The sequence below is a fragment of the Robertmurraya sp. FSL W8-0741 genome, assembly GCF_038004005.1.
Lineage (GTDB): Bacteria > Bacillota > Bacilli > Bacillales > Cytobacillaceae > Robertmurraya > Robertmurraya siralis.
The window spans coordinates 2,839,166-2,858,765 of the sequence record NZ_JBBOQG010000001.1; the positions used below are offsets into that span (position 1 = coordinate 2,839,166).

Below are 19,600 nucleotides of genomic sequence, written 5' to 3' on the forward strand. Positions count from 1 at the left end.
AGGAGGATTTTATAATGTCAGGTCGAAATAAAGAACAAGGTTTAGATGACTTAACGTTACTCGGAAATCAGCATACAAACTACTCATTTAACTATGCACCAGAAGTATTAGAATCAGTTGATAATCTTCATTCTGAACGGGATTATTTTGTGAAATTCAACTGTCCCGAATTTACAAGCCTATGCCCTATCACATCACAGCCGGATTTTGCAACGATGTATATAAGCTATATTCCTGATAAAAAAATTGTCGAGAGCAAATCATTAAAGCTCTATTTATTTAGCTTCAGGAACCATGGGGATTTTCATGAAGATTGCGTCAACATCATTATGAATGACTTAATTAAATTACTTGATCCCCGTTATATTGAAGTTTGGGGGAAATTCACTCCACGTGGAGGAATCTCTATTGATCCATGGTGCAACTATGGAAAGCCTGGAACGAAATACGAAGAAATCGCCAACTTCCGCTTGATGAACCATGATTTATATCCGGAGAAAATTGATAATCGTTAAGTTGCGAATGAGGTCTTGATGTAAAATCAAGGCCTTTTTTATTCAATGGCTTTTGTTAAACAACATCGTTCTTTAAACGATTTTTGGCTCATTTCGTATTCAGGCGTCTTTCAGTTGTGTAATTTTAAAAATTGAATTTAGTGGTAGTTCGTAATAACTTGACATGGATCCTCTGACTTTTGAGCCAAGAAGATGACAGTATAGCAAGGCTGTCATGCCGCCCCACCATTAGACCATATTAAGAAATGCTTTCACATAGTTCTAAATCGACGCTTTTTTATCGGAGTTAATGAAGCCACAACCGACCGATTGCCAATTTTATTCAGCAAGGCTTTATGTTAAAATACGTTTAAAAAGGAGTGAGATGATTGTATGTAAAAGAACTTTCAAAACCGGTTAAAATAAGCGTTCTTGAAGTATTGTTAAAGAGACTTGTTGATAATCACCCGAAACAATCAGAAATAGAAAGAGATTTGACACTACTTTTAGCTGGCTATAAAGGGGAAAAAGCTGTATCCTATTATTTGGATTTTCTTCCTGAAAAAAACTATTATATTTTTCACTCATTACGGCTTCCAAGTAATGGTCATTATTTTCAAATGGATTATTTACTCCTCACAACCCGCTTCGCCCTCATCCTCGAATGCAAAAATTTCTTCGGTACTCTCTTTTTCGATCAATCTTTCCATCAGTTAATCCGTACAGTCAACGACAAAGAAGAAGGCTTTCAAGATCCTCTTTCTCAAGTAAAATGGCATCAGCACCAGCTTCAAAATTTATTCCACACTTGGCGCTGTCCTCTTCCCATCGAGTATTTCGTCGTCATTGGCAACCCTTCAACTATTGTTAAAACGAACCCTCAAAATAGACATGCTCTTACTAAAGTTGTTCATGGGCATCGATTGTTAAATAACATTCAAGAGATCGAACGAAAATTTCAGAAAGAAGTATACGATGTTAAAAAAATACGCAAATTATCGAAATTACTGGTGAAGCAACATACTCCCGAGACTTTTGATCCAATACAAAAATATGGATTGACACACGAAGACATTTTGACCGGAGTAAAATGTCCAGAATGCGGACATGTTGGCATGGTTTATAATCATGGAAGCTGGATATGCCAGCAGTGTCAAATAAAAAAGAAAGATGCCCATGCAGAATCGCTAAAAGATTACGCATTACTTATTAGCCCTATGATTACAAATCAGGAATTTAGGCATTTTTTCAACGTTACATGTCCTGATGCAGCCAACTATTTGCTAAAAAAGCTTCAACTGCCCCATTCAGGAGGTACAAAAAATCGTGTGTACTATTTGAACGAAGATGAATTCTGGAAAAATCGGAATTAATTCCGGAATTTTTCCGCTTAATTCCGGAAAAATCAGACGTATTTCCGGAAAAATGACAATAATTCCGGAACTGTACCCCATAATTCCGGAAATCATCAAAAAGGACCACTCACAAAAGTGGTCCCTCCAATTATGTTAATCTCATTTTAAAATCTTCATATCCAAACTTGTGTAAAACATGGCAATCACCATTTTTATCACGAATGGCAATAGAAGGCAATGCCATTCCATTAAAGGTCGTATTTTTAACCATTGAATAAATAGCCATGTCACCGAAAACAAGTCGGTCTCCAGCTTTTAGTGGCTCATCAAATGAATAATCGCCAATATTATCTCCAGATAGACATGTTGGCCCTCCGAGACGGTATGTGTAGGCTTTCTCGCCTGCCTCACCAGAACCAAGAAGAGGCGGACGATAAGGCATTTCTAACACATCCGGCATATGGCAAGATGCGGATGTATCAACAATAGCAATATCCATCCCGTTTTTCATTGTATCTAGTACAGTTGTAATTAAAAATCCGGCATTGAGCGCCACTGCTTCTCCAGGTTCAAGATATACTTTCAAGCCGTATTTGTTCTGCATTCTTCTAATGCAATCTTCCAGCAATGGGATATTGTAGTCTTCGCGGGTAATATGATGGCCACCGCCGAAATTAATCCATTCGAGTTGTGAAAGCCAAGGACCAAACTTTTCTTCAACTGCATCAAGAGTCGTTGCCAGATCATCTGAATTTTGCTGGCACAGGGTATGAAAATGGAACCCGGAAATCCCCTCCAATTGCTCTGGACGAAAATGCTCTATCGTCACACCAAATCGAGAGCCGATCGCACAAGGATTATAAATTTCATGCCCCACTTGAGTAGAACACTCAGGATTAATGCGAAGACCAAGCTTCTTCCCAGCTTTTAACACTCTATCACGGTATTTTTCTACCTGTGAAAAGGAGTTGAAAATTATGTGATCACAATAAGAAATAATCTCGTCCATTTCTTCTTCTCGATAAGCTGGGGAGAAGACATGGTTCTCCTTGCCCATCTCTTCGTATCCGAGCTTCGCTTCATACAAACCACTTGCTGCAGTTCCACTTAAATACTGTCCAATAAGCGGATACATAGAATACATGGAAAATGCTTTTTGTGCGAGAATAATCTTCGCTCCAGTCCTTTCCATGACCCCTTTTAAAATTTGCAGGTTTTTTTCTAAAAGAGCTTCATCCACTACATAACTTGGTGTCGGCAATTGTTCAAAACGCATACTATCAGACGAGCTCCGGTAATTTTGCAGTATCATCCGTATCAACAAGCACTGGGTTAAAATCCTCTTGCCATGGAAGTCCCCATTTGTTTAATGCTTCCATAAATGGATCTGGATCAAATTCCTCAATATTATAAACACCAGGTTTATTCCATTTTCCAGTCATGATCATCATTGCTCCGATCATTGCAGGCACTCCTGTCGTGTAAGAAACTGCTTGAGAGCCCACCTCTGCGTAACAAGCTTCATGATCACAAACATTATAAACATAATAGGTTTTCTCTTTGCCATCTTTTTTACCACGGAAAATACAACCAATATTTGTTTTCCCTTTTGTACGAGGTCCAAGGGAAGCTGGATCAGGCAGGACAGCTTTTAAAAATTGTAACGGGATGATTTGCTTTCCCTCGAATTCAATTGGTTCAATTGAAGTCATACCGACATTTTCAAGAGCTTTTAAATGGGTCAAATAACTTTGCCCAAATGTCATGAAAAAGCGAATACGCTTAAGTCCTGGGACATTTTTTGCGAGAGACTCAAGCTCTTCATGATAAAGTAAATACATATCCTTTTCACCAATTTCAGGGAAATCATAAACGCGCTTTATTTCCATCGGCTTTGTTTCAATCCACTCACCATTTTCCCAATATCTGCCGTTGGCTGAAACCTCACGAATATTGATTTCAGGGTTGAAGTTTGTTGCAAATGGATATCCGTGGTCACCTGCATTGCAGTCAAGAATATCAATATACTCTATTTCATCGAAATGGTGCTTTAAGGCATGTGCAGTGAACACACCTGTTACACCTGGATCAAAGCCACTTCCAAGCAAAGCTGTGATGCCAGCTTTTTCGAAACGCTCTTTATAATCCCATTGCCATTTGTATTCAAATTTTGCTGTATCTTCAGGCTCATAGTTTGCCGTATCTAAATAATGTGTTTTTGTTGCAAGACAAGCGTCCATAATTGTTAAATCCTGGTAAGGTAATGCTAAGTTCATCACGATGTCAGGCTTTACTTCTTCGATCAAAGCAATGAGTTCTTCAACGTTATTGGCATCAACCTGCGCAGTTGTAATTTTTGTCTTACCACCATCTAATTTTGCCTTTAAATCATCGCATTTTGACTTTGTCCGGCTAGCAATACAGATTTCTTCGAATATCTCACTGTTTTGTACACATTTATGGATGGCAACTGATGCCACTCCACCACAACCAATAATAAGAGCTTTTCCCATTTTTCATTCCCCTTTTCCATAAGATTTTTTGCTCACGGCCAAAGAACAAATAAAAAAGCAAGTGAAAGAACGCAAAAGCTTGCGTATCACTTGCTTGAGATATAAACATAAATATTTAAAAAGCTGATAAAAGACATGAAAATAGTATGTATTTAACTGATCATGAATGGAGAGCTTTTAAATATTTAAATATATCAATAGGTTCAGAGTCTATATAGCAAATAATTACTTTTACCACTCTTATTGACCGTTTCACAAGTTGATATGCATCCGCACACTGGTTGTAAAGTAACCAACTTATAAAATTTGAGCTTTTAACTCAATCAATAAGGCAACTAAGTTGCCAACCGGCATTTGACCCGGCGAACCGATGCCTTAACTTTTTCAAATAGAAAAAGTGGTCAAAATTATCTGCTTGGAAAGACCCTGATATTGACTATCTGCTTTCCATTAATAATTCATTCACTATATTAACAACAATCATCTAAAAATGCTAGAAAAAATTTAAAAAATGTTGAAATTAATCTTGCGCCACTTCTTTATGCTCCCATTACTATGCCCACTAAGATATATTAATCAAAGGACACAATCAGTGCTCTGAACATAACGCAACATTGCCTTAAATACAGACGAAGTGGAAATGTTTCACAAATTGTTAATACTTATTCTGATTACTTTCGGAAATATTTTTATATACTAGATATAGAAAGCGCTTACTTATCGCTAAGTCTAAAAGGGGTGTTTATGGTGAACTATCATGAAATCAAACAAACATTAGAGGAAAAAAAGCATCACCTAGTGGATAAATTAAAGGATCCAAATTTACTAAGTGAACAAAAAATTGAAATTCAAAATGCGATTGATAACTACGAATATATCATTGAATTGACTGAAATGAACCATTATAAACGAGGAACCCTCATTGAAGGGGCGAGCGATAACGAATAATAGCTTACCCCGAAAAAAACTATAAATTACCCCCTAAGAGGTTTCGTGCCTTCTCTAAACTTGAGAGCTTGCTCTCGCAAGCTCTCTTTTTATTACGCAAAATGATGAATTGACTTCCATAACTTCTCTTTTGCCATAACATACTCTTTATGCAATTTTTCAACGAATTGAGCAGCGGTTGAAATTTCTTTAACTGCTCCGATCCCTTGGCCGCTTCCCCAAATATCTTTCCATGCCTTCGCCTTCACATCACCAGCAAAATTCATTTTAGAGGGATCACTTTCCGGCAATGCATCTGGGTCCAATCCTGCCGCGCGAATCGAAGGAGCCAAATAATTGCCATGAACTCCTGTAAAGAGATTGCTGTAAATAATATCATCTGAATTACAGTCAACAATTGCCTGCTTATATTCTTCCGCTGCCCTCGCTTCTTTTGTTGCAATAAACGGAGAACCAATATAAGCAAAATCTGCACCCATCGCTTGAGCAGCGAGGATAGCGCTTCCATTAGCAATTGAACCGGCTAATGCAAGAGGTCCCTCATACCATTCCCGAATTTCTTGTACTAATGCAAATGGACTTTTACTTCCTGCATGGCCGCCAGCACCTGCTGCTACTGCAATTAAGCCATCAGCGCCTTTATCAATTGCTTTCCGGGCAAAACGATTATTAATAACATCATGAAAAACGATACCGCCATAGCTATGTGCAGCAACATTCACTTCTTCTCTTGCCCCAAGCGATGTAATAATGATGGGAACTTTATACTTCACACAAAGCTCCATGTCCTGTTCAAGACGATTGTTGGATTTGTGCACAATTTGATTAATCGCAAACGGAGCTGCAGGCTTCTCTGGATGCTTCGCATTATAAGCGGCCAGTTCCTCAGTAATTTCTGCGAGCCATTCATCTAATTGAGATGCAGGTCGTGCATTAAGGGCAGGCATTGCACCAACAATTCCCGCCTTACATTGTTCAATTACAAGTTTCGGATTACTGATAATAAAAAGAGGTGAACCGATAACCGGAATACGCAAATTTCGAAGAATTGATGAAATACTAGACATTTTTTTCCCTCCATAACACTTACTCTCATTTGTCTAAAGCATTTTCTCGTAAAATAGAACGGATGATATGAATGGAATCCCATTCTCCTGATGAAAAAAAGGTAATTGGATATTTCTTGCTAAATAGCTCCGCCTGTATCTCATACTCTGTTAGCCCTTGTTTTCGTAAAGCTAACGTTTTTCCCTGTAACTCCTGCAAATAATGAAGTTTTTTTGTCAGCGCCTTGCGCCCATCTTTGACGAAACCTGCATGGCAGCAAAACATTTCTTCAAAGTCATACGTTAATACCGTTTCAATAGATTGAATAATAAGGGGAATATTCTCTTCACGTAAAACGAGTTTTGTTTTCGCAGTCACATATAAATCACCCGAAAATAGTTGACCTGTTTCCCGATTTAAAAAAGACAGATGATCGCTCGAATGACCAGGCGTGGCAATCACATCCCAAGTTGCAGTCCGCGATGAGAAGGTTTTAGACAATGGACGAGCATGATAGGGCTTTCTTGTTCCCCAAAAAAACTTGCGATACTTAGGGTAATCTGCTTTTTTTGCACATTGTTCAATCGTCATCTCATTTTGATAGATTGGAAGCTTAAGCTTGCTATGTAAATAGGCTGCACCCCCTGTATGGTCCTCGTGATAATGTGTGATTACAACTTGTTCGAGAGTAGATTCTGCAAAAAAAGGGGTAAATTCATTGAGTAAAACTTGCGCACCTGTATCAATAAGAACACCATCCAGTTCAAAACAATAAACATTCAAATGAACATTGTGAAAAGTAACCAGTCCTTCGATATAACGGACATTGCCCTTCTCCCCCTTAATGGACCGTTTTTTTACAAACAAATAACCACCACCCTCAACTGCACCTACTTGTAAGATAACACAAAATGAATGACTATTCATTATAAATTTTCAATTTATTCAAACACTTTAATTTAATTCGCATGCCTTGATTGATGATAGTAAGGAAGATAATGTGAGGAGGAATAAAGATCGTTTTCTTTCATGATCATCGCTGTACCAACGGTTAAGACCGGCTTGCACTAAACGGCGATACACTAGCATTCAACAACAGTTTCTCAGCAATAAAAAAAGAGCATTATCATAATGCTCCTCTCATTTTGCCCAATAGTGAACGTTCTCACTTTATGGATGAATAATCAAATTTTTTCATTAGCCCTGCAGAAAACGGCAATAGCTAATCTTTAATAAGATGATCTATTTTTTCTTCGATGTATTGAGTCTCTAAAAAGTCAAGCTTTAATGCTAGATCAAGATAGACTGGACTATTTGGGCCACTTTTGTGATATAGTTCGTTCTTTTTGGAGCGAAGAACACTTATCTCTTTAAGTAATTCCGTATTTTCAAACGGAACTAAATTCTGCACTTTCATCTAAACTACACCCCGCTGAAAATTTAAATGCTTGCTTTAACAATAGAAAAAACTGTTAAAATTTCGTTTTCCTAACTATCAAAGCAACACTGATAGTAACACAGCCCAACTAGCATGTAAATAATCAACTAACGGGTCAAAAAACTGAAAATAATTTCGAAATACTATATTATCTTGTGTCAAACCTTCATAAATATAGAAAAATATAAAATATCTCCCAACTTACCGCAAAATATTAGTTATATTATAATAGCATTTCGACAAAAAATAAAAAAATTGTCAAATTACAGAACATTAAGTTAGTTGCTATTTTAGATTAACAGGTGTACAGACTGCATATAATGATTCTACTGGTGCAGAAATCTCAACCTTAACAACCTTAAATTCACTACTATGTTTGCTATTCTCTCTCTTCATGATTATTTGCTTTTCTTTCACGACCTTGTTCCTTCCCTTCTCATGTTAAATGTACACAATGCTAAGCAAAATAAGGATGAAATCCTCCCTAAAGAAGATCAACCTTATTTCGCACCGAAGATATTATATGCGAGAAGTCGTAAAAAGTGTTTCTGTCCAAAAAATCAAAAAATCTGATCTAAATAATTTCCATAGCCATTCAAAATCATGAGCCCCTGTTTTTGTAGTTCATTCCATATTTCTCGATCCAATGCATATGGATCCTTTTTTTGCAGAACATTAATTTCATGTTCTGAAAGTAACAGTTCATAATCATTGTCAACATTTCTGGCAGTCCAAAGATAATTCTCCAATTTCATGATCATGACTTTATAAGAATTATCCCATTCCTGCAATTGACGCTCGATTGTTTTCGATACATGTATTAAAAAATCCTCTTCATTAAAATACTTTGCCATATAACTTCTTGCAGCCCCACTAATATTCATACAATTCATCTCCTTTGACGGTCACAAAAAAACTCCTTTTGCATTGGATACAAAAGGAGTTTTTACCGTTTTATCATCCAAAGCTTCTGCTTTGCTGGTTGGAGCACCTTGCATACATACAGGTTGCTGTGACGTCTTAGAGCCAGTTCTCTCGGTCACTCTTGATAACTATTTAATTTGCTTTTATTATAGACGAAATAATGCATGAATTTCAATTATTTTCGCTTGAAATCATATTCAATTGCCAAGAAATGAATTCTGGTCGCAGTGCGGAAGCAAAAATTACTGTTGAAAAAAATTCATGAAAATGGCTTCCTTATAGCAAAATAAAGAATATGAATACATTAAAAAAACTGCTTAATCTGAAATGGATAGTTATTATGCTCATTTTGTTTATTCCAGCTACCCCATCTTTCAGTCGCACCCATGACATCAACACGAAAATGATCTATACGTATGAAGCTTTAACGGAAGACTTATATAAGCTTTCGGAGCTCTACCCAGACATGCTTACTTACAAAGCACTTGCCACCACTACCTACGGAAGAAAAGTATGGGCAGTTAAATTAGGACATGGCAAACGAAACATTTTGATACATGGTGCTCACCATGCCAGAGAGTGGATGACCAGTGCTCTATTAATGAAAATGCTTCAAACGTATTTAACAGCATACGAAAATAATCAAGCTATAAATGATTTCAGTCCCAATATCTTGAATCAAGTATCGATTTGGTTTGTCCCTATGGTGAATCCTGACGGAGTAACGTTGCAACAATTTGGACTCCATGCCTTCCCTGCTAATATTCATTGGAGTCTCGTAGAGATGAATGAAGGCTCAATTCATTTTGTTCGTTGGAAAGCAAATATTCACGGAATAGATCTAAACCGACAATACCCTGCTAATTGGGAAAATTTAAAAGGGGTTAATAGAAGACCTAACTATCAATTTTACAAGGGTAGAAGACCTTTGGAGGCAGTTGAAGTAAAGGCGCTTGTTGAATTCACCCGTAACATTAAACCAGAAATTGCCGTTTCTTATCATTCATCTGGAAATGTGATTTTTTGGGGCTATCATCAATGGGGTCTTACCCATACAACTAATTTTACCGATGATTACTATACAATTGCTGAAAAAGTTTCGGATTTGACAAATTACGAATTGGAGGAGCCTGCTTTTCACCAACAGGGCGGCGGCTTTACCGATTGGTTTATAGAAGAATTTGAAAAGCCCGCTTTTACAATAGAAATCGGCTCTCTAGTCGAAGACAGCAGCTTACCGCTTACTGCCTTCCCGTCAATTTGGGAACACAATAAAGCAATCGGCCTGTTTCTCGCTGAAAAAACGCTGCAAAAATCCAAAGAATAGCAACAAAAAGAGCATTTAAATGCTCTTTTTGTTTGGAAAAAAATTCTCCTCGTCAATACTGTTTGAAATTAGCACTCTCTCTGGAAATGTATAAACATTCAAAGATTGACCCCTAATAAAACCAATCGTTGTAATGCCTAACTGCTCCGCTAGTTCTAAAGCTAGTTCAGTCGGTGCTGACTTAGAAAGAATAATTTCACATCCAATCTTCGCAGCTTTTATTAAAATTTCAGAAGAAACTCTGCCACTGAAAACCAAAATTTTATCTCGAATTTCAAGCTTATTTTTCATGCAATTGCCATAGATTTTATCTAAAGCGTTATGGCGGCCAATATCCATTCTCGTTAAAATAATTCCGTTTTGATCGCAAAGTGCCGCATTGTGTACTCCCCCTGTTTGTTGAAAAACTATCGCAGCTTCCTCCATTTTAGCCATAAGGTGAAACACTTTTTCAATTGATAACTTTACTTGGAATTTGTTTATTCTTTTGCTTGTTAACGCATCATGTGCAAAGACGAAGCTCTGCCTGCTCCCCCCACAGCAAGAATTAATATAGCGTTTATTTTGCAGCTTTTCATAAAAGGGGTTTATTCGCTTCGTTTTAACATGGGCATAGCCTTCATTTTCTTGAATCCACAATTCATCAATATCTTCAATTTTTTTGATCACTCCTTCTGAAGCAAGAAAACCGAGCGTTAATTCCTCCAAGTTCTCTGGTGAACAAACTAAAGTAGTCCATTCTTTTCCATTTATTTTGATCGTTAAAGGGTACTCTGTTACAACCGCCTCATCTTTAACAACTATTCTTCCGTTTTGAAAGCGCATCGTCCTGCGCATGGTTGCGATCGGCTTCATATCATCGTCCTTTCGTTCATCGCTTTTATTCCATTGGCTCGTATAGATGAAATTTTCGATCCTGTTGACAAGCCTCGCAAACATGCAGATAGCCCATTTCTATTTTGTCACTATCCTTTTCAGTAGGGCTCCATTCTTCCTCAATTCCACAGACTTCACATACTCTCATTTCATATCCTCCCACTCATCATTTCGAGACTCCAAAACCAGAATCAATAATAGCTTGTTCAAAATCATGCAAGGAAGCAGCGTTCTCGTCAAAACTTATGATCGCTTCCTGACTGTGGAAACGAACTTCAGCATTTCGAACCCCCCATACCTCATGTAAGGCCTGAAGAACCTTGTCTGCATCAACTTGAGAGCTCACACCTTGCAGATTTATTTTGCTTGTTTCCATCGTAACCCCCCTCACTAATTCACTTTATCATTCTCTCGTTTGAACGCTTCGCCCATTCCATGCAAAAATTCAGTAAGTGTTGTGAGCGACAACAACACTTCTGGCTCTCTTAAACTTGAAGCCAATTTAAGCAAACCTTTCTGCTCTCCTGTCTGAGCGACATCGAGCATACGATCAAAGCCAAGATTTAACCCATTTAAAAGGGCTTGCAATTGCTCGGGATGAATTGAGCCTGCAAACTGAATCACAGTCATTCCGTTTTTGATGATATTATGAACACCCGGCTGATTCGCTTGCTGGATAGCGATCGCTCCAATATCTTCGCGCTGTTCCAGCATTGACTTTGCTGCTTCTAGCACACCCATTTCATGCAAGCCCTCAACAATGTCAAGGAACATCATTAACGCATCCTGGTTTGCAATGATGGCTTGAAGTAAATCTGCGAGCGATTCCTTTTGCACCTCTTCAGGATTTGGACTGCTTTTGTTAATTTGCCTGATCGCTTTCGCCATACTGCTCTCCCTCCAGTAACTCTGGTATTGGTGTAAAATCAAGCCTGCTCCATTTGTCCTCCACCTTTACGCTAAGTTGAGGAATACGATTGCCAAAACGATGATTTACTTTCGGCAATGGCGGCTCACCCTTTTCCTCTAACACATCCATTTTTACACCCATTTCCTTATAGTTTGGTGTATGAGTGATTTTATCGTGATAGCTACTCGTTAAGCGATTAACTGCTTCATAATCTTCACTGGAGTTCATTGTCAAATAAATTTCATTACCTTTCACCCGGTCCGTCACCATAACCCTTACTTTTACTTGACCATATGGAGAAGTCAAACGAACTAAAGAACCGTCCTCAAGTCCCCTTTCCTGAGCCAACTCTGCTGACACATCAAGCCATGGACTCGGAACCTTATAGGTTAATCCTTCTGAACGATACGTCATATTTCCTTCATGGAAATGCTCAAGCAGACGCCCATTATTTAAATGAAGGTCATATTCTTCTCCTGCCCTAAACGGAGGCGTCCACTCAACAGGATATAATCTTGCCTTCCCGTCTGGAAAATAGAAGCGCTCTTCGTATAAAAGCGGAGTATCTTTTCCATCTTTTTTTACCGGCCAAACTAAGCTATTCCATCCCTCTAGCCGTTCATAGTTCACTCCAGCAAAGATTGGTGCCAGCGATGCAGCTTCTGCCATAATTTCACCTGGGTCCTTATAATTCCAATTGGCTCCGAGACGATTGGCAAGTTCTTGAAAAATAAGCCAATCCGGCTTTGAATCCCCAAGTGGCTCGAAAACTTTATGAAAACGTTGAATTCTTCGCTCCGTATTTGTAAAGGTGCCGTCCTTTTCAAGACTCGGCGCTGCCGGCAGTACAACATCGGCAAATTGTGCTGTTTTGGAAAAAAAGATATCTTGGACAACAAAAAATGCTAATTTTTCAAATGCATCTTGGACGTGATTGGAATTGGAATCAACAATTGCCATATCTTCACCAAATAAGTACATTGCTTTTATTTTTCCTTCCTGAATGCCTTCAACCATCTGATGATTGTTCATCCCCGGTTTTTCTGGCAAAGACACACCCCAAGCTTTCTCGTAGCGTTCTCTGACATCCTTATCCTGAACTGGTTCATAGCCGGGATACCAGGCCGGCATTGTACCAAAATCACAAGCGCCCTGAACATTGTTATGACCTCTTAACGGATATGCTCCTGTTCCTTCACGGCCATAGTTTCCTGTTACAAGCAATAAATTTGAAATTGCCGTACTTCCATCTGATCCACCTAAATGCTGAGTAATTCCCATTGCCCATAATATACAAACTGATTTTGCTTCATGAATCATCTCTGCTACTTGAATGATTTCTGCCTTAGACAAGCCTGTTGTTTCCTCAGCATATTCCAATGTGAATTTTTCCAAAGAAGCTTTATATTTTTCAACATCATTAACGCGTGAATGTAAAAATCCTTTATCCTCCCAGCCTTGCTCAATCATATATTTCGTGACTGTGGAAAGCCAAACAAGGTCTGTGCTCGGTTTCGGATGAATATGTAAATTTGCCCGTTCAGCCAGCTCGTGCTTGCGAATATCTGCAACGATGATTTTTTGACCGTGAAGCTTATGCGCTCTCTTTATTCTGGTCGCAAGCACTGGATGTGATTCAGCCGGATTCGCTCCGATGACGATGATTAGTTCCGATTTTTCAATGTCTCGAATTGTTCCAGAATCTCCACCAATGCCAACCGTACGCATAAGGCCTGTTGTCGCAGGAGACTGACAATAGCGCGAGCAATTATCAATATTATTTGTTCCCATAATGGAACGGGCGAATTTTTGGAAAATATAATTTTCTTCGTTTGAACATTTCGATGAAGCGATATATCCAATAGAATCTGCTCCATGTTCACCCTTAATTTCCTTTAATTTCGTTGCAATGAGTTCAAGTGCTTCATCCCATGTCGCCTCAACGAACTCTTCTCCTTTGCGGATTAACGGTTTTGTCAGCCGCTCTTCGCTATTAACGAAATCCCACCCAAATTTCCCTTTCACACAAGTCGAGATTCCATTGACTGGCGCATCTTCGTGAGGTTCGATTTTTAAAATTTTCCGATCCTTCGTCCAAACCTCAAAGCTGCATCCTACACCACAGTACGTACAAACAGTCTTTGTTCGCTTAATTCGAGATTTGCGCATCGCCGCCTCCACTTCAGAGATCGCAAAAATTTCTTTATAACCTGGTTCCACCTCTTTCGTCATATCGATCATCGGCTCCAAAATCCTCGGTGGAATGGCTGTTAAAAAGCCTGCTTCTCCCAACATCGTTTTTTCCATTAAAGCATTGCATGGACAGACCGTTACACAGTGGCCACATGATACACAGGAAGATTGATCAATTGGCACATCGTTATCCCAGATCACACGAGGATTTTCCCGATTCCAATCAATTGTTAAAGTTTCGTTTACTTGCAGGTCTTGACAAGCCTCAACACAGCGGCCGCATAAAATACATTGATCGGGTTCATAACGGTAAAATGGATGTGAATTATCTGGTGGATATGGCTTCGGCTTAAACTCGTATTTTTGATGCTCAATTTCAAGGTACTCGGCTGTATTATGGACGACACAATTGCCATTATTGTTATCGCAAACCGTACAATATAGTTCATGATTCTTTAATATCCGACTCATCGCTTCGTATTGCGCATCTTTTACGATCCTTGATTGGCTATCGACAACCATTTCTGGTTCTGCCTTCTGAGTACAAGCACGAACCATTTCACCATTTACTTTCACGAAGCAAGTATCACAAGTTTGGATAGAGCCTAAATTTGGATGATAGCAAATACTTGGGATCATATAATCTTGTGATTTGGCAATATCTAAGATCGTTTGTCCTTCCTTCGCAGGAAACTCCTTCCCATTGATATGTATTGAAAATGTTCCGTTGTTCATCGTCTACCTCCTTGGTTTTTGCTTGCTTTTAATTTCCAACAAATTACTGCCTTTTTCCATCGTTGGCTTCAATGCTTCGATGTAGGCAATCCAGTACAACATCCCGACAAAGATTCCACCACCAATCGCATTGCCAATAAAGACAGGGATAAAATTCCCGATATAATCAGTCCAACTAAAGTATCCGGCAAAAATGGCTGCAGGGATGACAAACATATTAGCAACAACGTGTTGAAAGCCGATCGCCACAAACGCCATAATCGGGAACCAAATAGCTAATATCTTTCCGGCAATATCCTCTGCCCCATATGATAACCATACAGCAAGGCCAACGAGCCAATTACAGCCAATGCCAGAGATTAAGCTTGCCCAAAAACCCGCTTCAATCTTTGACTCTGCCATGGAAACTGTACTTGACAAATACGGTTCTTCCCCAGTCAATCCAATTAAATGGCCAAAGAAAAAGGCAATAAAAATTGAGCCCAGAAAATTACTGATGGTGATCCAAAACCAGTTATTAACCAGTTGCTGCACGCGCACTTTCTTTGCTAGGCACGAAATGGAAACAGCCATCATATTTCCTGTTAGCAACTCTCCTCCTGCGATGATTAACAAAATCAAACCGACTGGGAAAACGGCCGCACCTATAAAATTTTTTAACGTTCCCCATTCATGGGGCAAGCCTGCTACCACTCGAATATCTAGCAAATAACCTATCGCAATAAATGCACCGCCAAGAAACCCTAAAACAAGCATGTTTACAAGTGGCAGGTTCGCCTTTCGATTCCCTGCTTCAACAGCTAACTCAGCAATTCGCTGGGGCTGATGAAAACCCATCTCCACCGCCTCCTATTTTGAGATGAAAATCTTTATTCATTCTCGTATATAGTTATTAGAATTTCATAAATGAGGAAAAAAATGCATGATGTTGAACAAAATAGGAAATGGATAATTTCAGAAGAAATTACATGGTAGGAGGTTAATTTTAAGATGGATACAGAACTATTATTTCAGCGAATTGAAAATATGATTATTTCATCCACCAAAAGCCCAAAATACATTTCTTTTTCATCGGTAAAAATGGCTGATTTATTTGGGGTCAAGCCAATAGAAATCGAACGTGAGGTGCAAAAGCTTGTTGAAGAAGGACGCTTAATAAAAACACAGCATAGCGAACTGCCTTCCTATGAAGTTTATATGCTGCCTTCCTAAACTAAAAATAGGAACAAAAGCAATCGCTCATAGCAGATTCTAGCGCTTTTGTTCCCATTCATGAATTTATATATAATCGTATGAATTAGATGGACTGCCAATTTTTTATAATTTCACCAACTCTTCATCATAATCCTTTAATGTTTTCTTCTGTTAATGTCAATGAAGATGACATGTCCTTTTTAACAACCATTTTGAGCGACTCCACCACTCTATCAATCTCTTCTTTCGTTGTTCCGCGGCCTAAACTGAAACGAACCGCTCCCATTCCTACCTTTTCGGTTACGCCCATTTCTTTTAATACGGGAGAAAGCTCGATACTACCAGAATGACATGCTGACCCAGTTGATGCTGCCAAATAAGGAATTGCCCTTAGTAGCTCCGCTCCCACTAGACCTACAAAACTGACATTTAACGTATTTGGCAATCGTTCTGTTGGATGGCCATTTAATTGGACATTTGCAGCGAATTCATTTTTCAATCTTTGCCACAAATAATCCGTCAACTCTTTAATCATTACATTAGGCTTCTTTGCTAACTCGCAGGCTTTTCCCAATGCAACAGCAAGTAATGTATTTTCAGTTCCTGCTCGCAAACCGTATTCATGACCAGCTCCATGAATCAGTGGTTCCAGTTTTATTCCATCTTTTATGTAAAGAGCGCCAATGCCTTTCGGCGCATACAGTTTATGTCCTGCTATCGTTAGCATGTCCACCTTTAAATCTTCTACGTTCACGTTCACTTTACCAATCGATTGTGAGGCATCAGTATGAAAAATAATACCATGCTTTGAGGCAATTTCACCAATTTCTTTAATCGGCTGAAATGTTCCAGTTTCATTATTAGCATGCATAATTGAAATTAAGATCGTATCCGTTGTAATTGCCTTTTCAATTTCCTCAAGCAGGACTCGTCCATTAGTATCAACGCCGACATAAGTCACTCTAGCCCCAAGACGCTCAAGAAATCGGCATGGACTTATGATAGCTGGATGTTCAATCCTCGCCGTAATAATATGTTTTCTCTTCTCAGGATTTTGAAAATATATTCCTTTAAGAGCAAGATTATTTGCTTCACTTCCACCACTGGTAAATATAATTTCATTCTCTTTAGCGCCAATTAGCTCTGCCACTTGCCTTCTTGCATTGTGCAGCAAATTCTGCACCGGTTTACCTGCCCAATGTAAAGCAGATGGATTCCCGAAATAATCCGTTAAGAGTGGCTTCATCACTTCAATAACCTCAGGAGCTAAAGGCGTGCTTGCATTAAAATCTAAGTATACCTTTTCCATTGTGAAAACCTCCTTTTTGTAATTATAACAAAAAGGAGCGCAGCAAAATGAAGCTAGCTGCTTCATTTCGCTGCGCTCCCAAAGGAAGCTGTGGTCTCACAAAGGTTCAGTCAATCCTGATTTCCCTATTTTCACTAATGTTTTATTTTTTCCTAATAAAATTGCTAATATGACGAGAAGCGCACCTGTAGTGACTAAAAGGATTTCTATCTCAATTAAATCTGCTATTGGACCAAAAATGAGCATGCCCATCGGCATCATAGAAGTGGAGATCATGCCAAACACACCAAATATCCTTCCAAGATAATCTTCCTCGATCTTTTCTTGTATTAACACCATAGTTGGTGTGTTGAAAATTGGCATCGCCACACCGAAAATTGCCATGAAAAGTAAATAAAGTGAAAAGATGGGGGCGATTCCAAGCGCAAACGTACAGATGCCCATCAACAGACTGGCAAAGGTCATTGTATAAACTCTATTTTTAAAGCCTCCCCATGAAGCAATGATTCCTCCACCAAGCATCATTCCGATAGAAAAGGCAATCTCAATCGCAGTTAATCGCCACACATCATCACCAAAACTACGCACCACTTGCAATGGAGTCAAAAAAGCAGCAGGTGCCATTAACACGAAGAAAAACGCAAAAAATAAAAAGAAAATCCTTAAAAAATTCGTTTGCTTTATATATACTAGACCTTCCTTCATGTCGCTGAAGTAGCTCGTTGTTTGTTTGGATGCTGCCTTTGCATGAACAGGGATTTTAAAGAATACAAGCAACGTAAAAATAGCTATTGCTGCTGTAATAACATCAATAAAAAAGATCATTTCAAGAGTTGTCCATGTTAATAATCCTGCACTGACAATAGGTGAGACAAACATAATGATCGCTTGGATACTTCCGTTTATCCCATTAATCTTCGTAAGCTGTTCCTTTGGAACGATTTGTGGCAAGATCGCACCAACCGCTGGAGTTTGTACTCCCGTTCCGAGCGCACGAATTGCCGCCATTACAAAAAGAAGCCAAGTCGCTTCATAGCCCAATAAAAACACAATCGCCAACACAAGGGTTGCGACCGCAATGGATGCATCGGCAGCCATAATCAGTATTTTGCGATTAAAGCGGTCTGCCCACACTCCAGCAAACGGCGATAATATAAACGTTGGGATAAAACCGCAAATAATGTAGAGAGTCATCATCATTCCTGATTCAGTCGTTAATGTGATATACCACATAATTGCGTATTGAACGAGCGAAGAGCCAAAAAGTGATATCGTCTGACTACTTAAAAATAAAATTATATCTTTTTTCCATTTTTCCATTCGATCACAACCTCTTCTTTCCTCAAGGGTCTTTAACTCCAAATTAAAAAATGACTCAATCTTGAAAATTATAGCAGATTTCTTTGAAATGGAAAGGGTATATTCATCTACAAAATTCCACAATAAAAATAATCTCCCATTTTGAACGGCGCAGAATTGTAGACAAAAGGCATCGAGAGACCTTATGTCATTTCCGGTTGGAGTTATTCTCTCCTATCGTTTGCCAAAAATCAACACCGATGTTTTACTAAGCCTGGGAAAACTTAAAAATCTTCGAGTTTTTATACAAGATAAGTCGGTGAAATTATTTTTAACAACAAGCTGCTATAAGTTGAGTATAGGAGTGCAATCAAATATTCTGGCTGCTTCATGATTATTAAAGGTGATGAGAATTGGTGAGCTTTCTAATTTACGCATAAAGGATTTGGGATAAAACTTCATCAAATCCTTTATTTAATAAAAGATAGTTGTCCCTGGGAACACAACTTGACTTGAATTTAACCAAAATTTACATATAAATAATGAATATGGAAATAAATATGGAGACAACATTTTCTGAGAGGAAGAACGAAAGTGGACGATATTTAGCGAATGATGTTGGCATTATCAACATAACACTTGGGTAAAAACATTAAAGAAAAATAAAATCTTTCAAAGCATGTCTCGAAAAGCAACATGTGCGGATAATGCGGCAATGGAAAATTTCTTTGGGTTTCTCAAGCAAGAGATGTATATGGAGAAGAATTAGTATCTTATGAAGAGCTAAAAAAACAAATTGTTGAGTACATAGATTACTACAATAATAAGCGTATAAAAGTAAAATTGGCTGGTTTAAGTCCAATACAATACCGAACTCAAACCAGCCAATCAGCTGCTTAATAAAAACTCTAACTTTGTGGGGTCACCACCTTTCAAGACCTTTTGACACAGCTTTATTTTTTGATGATAAACTACTATGAATTCGAGCCGATAAACTTCTCATTGATAAACTCTAGCAAATTTTAGCTCGTAACAAGT

The 19,600-nt window shown here is 38.5% G+C and carries 19 protein-coding genes, 1 pseudogene and 1 riboswitch; of the genes and pseudogenes, 6 read left to right on the top strand and 14 right to left on the bottom strand.

Annotated features, from left to right (window positions below; all coding sequences use genetic code 11):
* The first annotated feature begins 14 nt into the window (after positions 1-14).
* Positions 15-515: a preQ(1) synthase gene (queF, locus tag NST02_RS13745; protein WP_137744031.1), complete on the top strand. Its 501-nt coding sequence runs from the start codon at positions 15-17 to the stop codon at positions 513-515.
* A 368-nt stretch (positions 516-883) separates the two neighbouring features.
* Entirely contained in the window at positions 884-1,867 is a 984-nt protein-coding gene (locus NST02_RS13750; protein WP_095314666.1) for a nuclease-related domain-containing protein, read from the top strand.
* A 130-nt stretch (positions 1,868-1,997) separates the two neighbouring features.
* On the opposite strand, the gene nspC is transcribed toward NST02_RS13750, so the two are convergent.
* Positions 1,998-3,125, bottom strand: a complete 1,128-nt coding sequence (nspC, locus tag NST02_RS13755) for a carboxynorspermidine decarboxylase (protein ID WP_095314665.1) — start codon at positions 3,123-3,125, stop codon at positions 1,998-2,000.
* Positions 3,126-3,129: 4 nt separating this feature from the next.
* A complete protein-coding gene (locus NST02_RS13760; protein ID WP_137744032.1) occupies positions 3,130-4,362 on the bottom strand; it encodes a saccharopine dehydrogenase family protein in 1,233 nt (410 codons plus the stop codon).
* A 744-nt stretch (positions 4,363-5,106) separates the two neighbouring features.
* Between NST02_RS13760 and NST02_RS13765 the strand changes: the two genes are divergently transcribed.
* Positions 5,107-5,310 (top strand): DUF3896 family protein, encoded by a 204-nt coding sequence (locus NST02_RS13765; RefSeq protein ID WP_170211319.1) that lies wholly within the window; start codon positions 5,107-5,109, stop codon positions 5,308-5,310.
* 92 nt (positions 5,311-5,402) lie between these two features.
* Here the strand turns inward: NST02_RS13765 and NST02_RS13770 are convergent, their stop codons facing one another.
* From NST02_RS13770 to NST02_RS13785, 4 genes are all read right to left on the bottom strand, one after another.
* On the bottom strand, positions 5,403-6,377 hold the full coding sequence (locus tag NST02_RS13770) for an NAD(P)H-dependent flavin oxidoreductase (RefSeq protein ID WP_137744875.1): 975 nt from the start codon (positions 6,375-6,377) through the stop codon (positions 5,403-5,405).
* 25 nt (positions 6,378-6,402) lie between these two features.
* Entirely contained in the window at positions 6,403-7,224 is an 822-nt protein-coding gene (locus tag NST02_RS13775; protein ID WP_235879583.1) for an MBL fold metallo-hydrolase, read from the bottom strand.
* A gap of 355 nt (positions 7,225-7,579) precedes the next feature.
* Entirely contained in the window at positions 7,580-7,774 is a 195-nt protein-coding gene (locus tag NST02_RS13780) for a hypothetical protein (protein ID WP_095314661.1), read from the bottom strand.
* A 581-nt stretch (positions 7,775-8,355) separates the two neighbouring features.
* Positions 8,356-8,679 carry a hypothetical protein gene (locus NST02_RS13785; protein ID WP_095314660.1) on the bottom strand — a complete coding sequence of 108 codons (324 nt, stop codon included), beginning with the start codon at positions 8,677-8,679 and terminating at the stop codon, positions 8,356-8,358.
* Positions 8,680-8,746: 67 nt separating this feature from the next.
* Positions 8,747-8,850: riboswitch (SAM riboswitch) on the bottom strand.
* A gap of 164 nt (positions 8,851-9,014) precedes the next feature.
* Between NST02_RS13785 and NST02_RS13790 the strand changes: the two genes are divergently transcribed.
* Positions 9,015-10,046, top strand: coding sequence for a M14 family metallopeptidase (locus NST02_RS13790; protein WP_137744874.1), 1,032 nt, complete (start codon positions 9,015-9,017; stop codon positions 10,044-10,046).
* Between the two features lie 15 nt (positions 10,047-10,061).
* Here NST02_RS13790 and fdhD read toward each other — a convergent pair whose 3' ends face one another.
* Genes fdhD through NST02_RS13820 form a run of 6 tightly spaced genes read right to left on the bottom strand, consistent with a single transcriptional unit; the run spans position 10,062 to position 15,597 of the window.
* The gene (fdhD, locus tag NST02_RS13795) at positions 10,062-10,901 is read right to left on the bottom strand and encodes a formate dehydrogenase accessory sulfurtransferase FdhD (RefSeq protein WP_095314658.1); all 840 of its coding nucleotides are present in this window, start codon (positions 10,899-10,901) and stop codon (positions 10,062-10,064) included.
* A 25-nt stretch (positions 10,902-10,926) separates the two neighbouring features.
* Complete coding sequence (locus NST02_RS13800) at positions 10,927-11,070, bottom strand: hypothetical protein (RefSeq protein ID WP_170211403.1); 144 nt, start codon at positions 11,068-11,070, stop codon at positions 10,927-10,929.
* Between the two features lie 18 nt (positions 11,071-11,088).
* Positions 11,089-11,298, bottom strand: coding sequence for a heavy-metal-associated domain-containing protein (locus tag NST02_RS13805; RefSeq protein ID WP_095314657.1), 210 nt, complete (start codon positions 11,296-11,298; stop codon positions 11,089-11,091).
* Positions 11,299-11,312: 14 nt separating this feature from the next.
* Entirely contained in the window at positions 11,313-11,810 is a 498-nt protein-coding gene (locus tag NST02_RS13810) for a DUF1641 domain-containing protein (RefSeq protein ID WP_137744873.1), read from the bottom strand.
* Positions 11,785-14,760: a formate dehydrogenase subunit alpha gene (gene fdhF, locus NST02_RS13815; RefSeq protein ID WP_340949152.1), complete on the bottom strand. Its 2,976-nt coding sequence runs from the start codon at positions 14,758-14,760 to the stop codon at positions 11,785-11,787. Before fdhF ends, NST02_RS13810 begins: the two co-directional genes overlap by 26 nt.
* A 3-nt stretch (positions 14,761-14,763) precedes the next feature.
* Complete coding sequence (locus tag NST02_RS13820; protein WP_137744871.1) at positions 14,764-15,597, bottom strand: formate/nitrite transporter family protein; 834 nt, start codon at positions 15,595-15,597, stop codon at positions 14,764-14,766.
* 153 nt (positions 15,598-15,750) lie between these two features.
* On the opposite strand from NST02_RS13820, the gene NST02_RS13825 reads away from it, so the two are divergent.
* Complete coding sequence (locus NST02_RS13825; protein ID WP_137744870.1) at positions 15,751-15,972, top strand: hypothetical protein; 222 nt, start codon at positions 15,751-15,753, stop codon at positions 15,970-15,972.
* A gap of 127 nt (positions 15,973-16,099) precedes the next feature.
* Here NST02_RS13825 and NST02_RS13830 read toward each other — a convergent pair whose 3' ends face one another.
* Together NST02_RS13830 and NST02_RS13835 are read right to left on the bottom strand one after the other, a co-directional pair.
* Positions 16,100-17,263 (bottom strand): cysteine desulfurase family protein, encoded by a 1,164-nt coding sequence (locus NST02_RS13830; protein ID WP_340949154.1) that lies wholly within the window; start codon positions 17,261-17,263, stop codon positions 16,100-16,102.
* Positions 17,264-17,359: 96 nt separating this feature from the next.
* Positions 17,360-18,583 (bottom strand): MFS transporter, encoded by a 1,224-nt coding sequence (locus tag NST02_RS13835; RefSeq protein WP_095314674.1) that lies wholly within the window; start codon positions 18,581-18,583, stop codon positions 17,360-17,362.
* Between the two features lie 598 nt (positions 18,584-19,181).
* On the opposite strand from NST02_RS13835, the pseudogene NST02_RS13840 reads away from it, so the two are divergent.
* Positions 19,182-19,462 (top strand): annotated as a pseudogene (locus NST02_RS13840) (transposase); the annotation flags it as partial.
* Positions 19,463-19,600 lie beyond the last annotated feature (138 nt).